This window comes from Streptomyces sp. NPDC086080 (genome assembly GCF_044540255.1).
GTDB lineage: Bacteria > Actinomycetota > Actinomycetes > Streptomycetales > Streptomycetaceae > Streptomyces.
In genome coordinates this window covers 1-1,357 of record NZ_JBITRU010000109.1, presented here as the reverse complement: position 1 = coordinate 1,357, position 1,357 = coordinate 1, and the positions used below count along the sequence as shown (strand labels likewise).

General features: G+C 59.9%; 2 protein-coding genes. Both read left to right on the top strand.

Annotated features, from left to right (window positions below; all coding sequences use genetic code 11):
* Positions 1 to 563 precede the first annotated feature (563 nt).
* Positions 564 to 1,019: a PH domain-containing protein gene (locus tag ACIF9R_RS38295; RefSeq protein WP_399987737.1), complete on the top strand. Its 456-nt coding sequence runs from the start codon at positions 564 to 566 to the stop codon at positions 1,017 to 1,019.
* A gap of 141 nt (positions 1,020 to 1,160) precedes the next feature.
* On the top strand, positions 1,161 to 1,357 hold a 197-nt coding region (locus tag ACIF9R_RS38290), incomplete at its 3' end, for a helix-turn-helix domain-containing protein (RefSeq protein ID WP_399987735.1).

The following is a 1,357-nucleotide window of genomic DNA, read 5'->3' as shown; positions in this document are numbered from 1 at the left end:
GGCCGCCTTACTGCCGGACGAGTGTAGGCCGAACAGCCCACCCACCAACTCGTAGGCCAAACAGACGAATCACACCTAATTCCTGATAGACCCCGCCTGGAACGCCACCGGAGGAAAGGTCGTCTCAGCAGCCCACGATTTCATACAGGAACACAGTACGGCGCTGGGCTGGGTCGGAGTGGGACTGGGGGTGGCTGCAATGTTCAGTCCGGCGGGCATAGCCACCGCAGCTATGATTGCCGGTTTTGCTCTGGCTGGTGCAACTACGGTAGATGCATGCGTGTCGAAGCAGTGGGGGAGTTGCGCTTTCGGCGTTGCTAGCCTGGGGATGGCCGGGATAGCTGTCAAAGCTGGGCGACTGTCCAGGTCGCTGTGGCGAGAGGCGAACTCGCCGAGCCTGTCCTATGGGCAGCAATTGCTGCAAGCGGCGAAGTCGGGCATGACCAAGGGGCTATCGCGATTTTCTGATGGCGCCGCGATAGCTTACACGGGCATAGCCACTATCGTCGGAGACGATCTGAATCACCGGCGATGAGTGCCGCGAGGGTGATTGTGGAGATTTCATGACTGAAGCTTGGATTGCTCTAGATGCGGCAGAGAAGCGCAAGAATTGGAGGGCGGTGGCATACTTCACAGCAATTTGCGTAGGAGTGGCACTTGCAGTGGTGATATCCGAGAGGGGTGCCTCGCTCTGGTGGATGGTCTCGATTTCCTTCGCATGGCTTATCTCGATAGTCTACATAATCAGCCGCAGTTACGGTCGAGCCCTGCTCACTCCTGAAGGGATATCGTTCAGTGGGCTTCTGAGTAGGGGAAGGTCGATCCCGTGGTCGGATGTTATTGATATCGAAAAGCGGCATCATACGGCACGAAGTAACCAGTGGTGGGATTTGCGCCTTGTGCGTGCCAACGGGCGCCCCTTGACAGTTCCGGGAGCCTTCACGAGCAATGGATACGACCCTAAGTTCGAAGCGAAATACGCCTTGCTGTGTCAGTATTGGCGGCGGGCAACAAGCTGATCAGGGGTGGCGCGTTCTCAGGCTGCGAGTCCGAGCATGACTGTCTCGTGCTCAAGGCGTCTGCCTTCTCCCCTACCGGACTGGTCTACTGATCTTTTGACTGGGGCTTGACAAGTCTCGGGGTTGCGGTATGCCGGTTGTATGGGGTTTTCGGGGGTGGCCGTGCCGGGGTCGCGGGAGTTGGAAGCGCGGCGGCTGGCCGCGGCTGGGTTGTTCGAACAAGGGGTGCGTCAGGTGTGGGTGGCCGAGCGGCTGGGGGTGTCCCGGCAGGCGGTAAGTCAGTGGCACGCGGCGTGGAGAGCGGGCGGCGTGGAGGCCCTGGCGGCGAGATACGGGAA

Bases quoted from the DNA above. Each gene is read 5' to 3' on its own strand.
- ACIF9R_RS38295 (WP_399987737.1), top strand. From the start codon at position 564: ATGACTGAAGCTTGGATTGCTCTAGATGCGGCAGAGAAGCGCAAGAAT.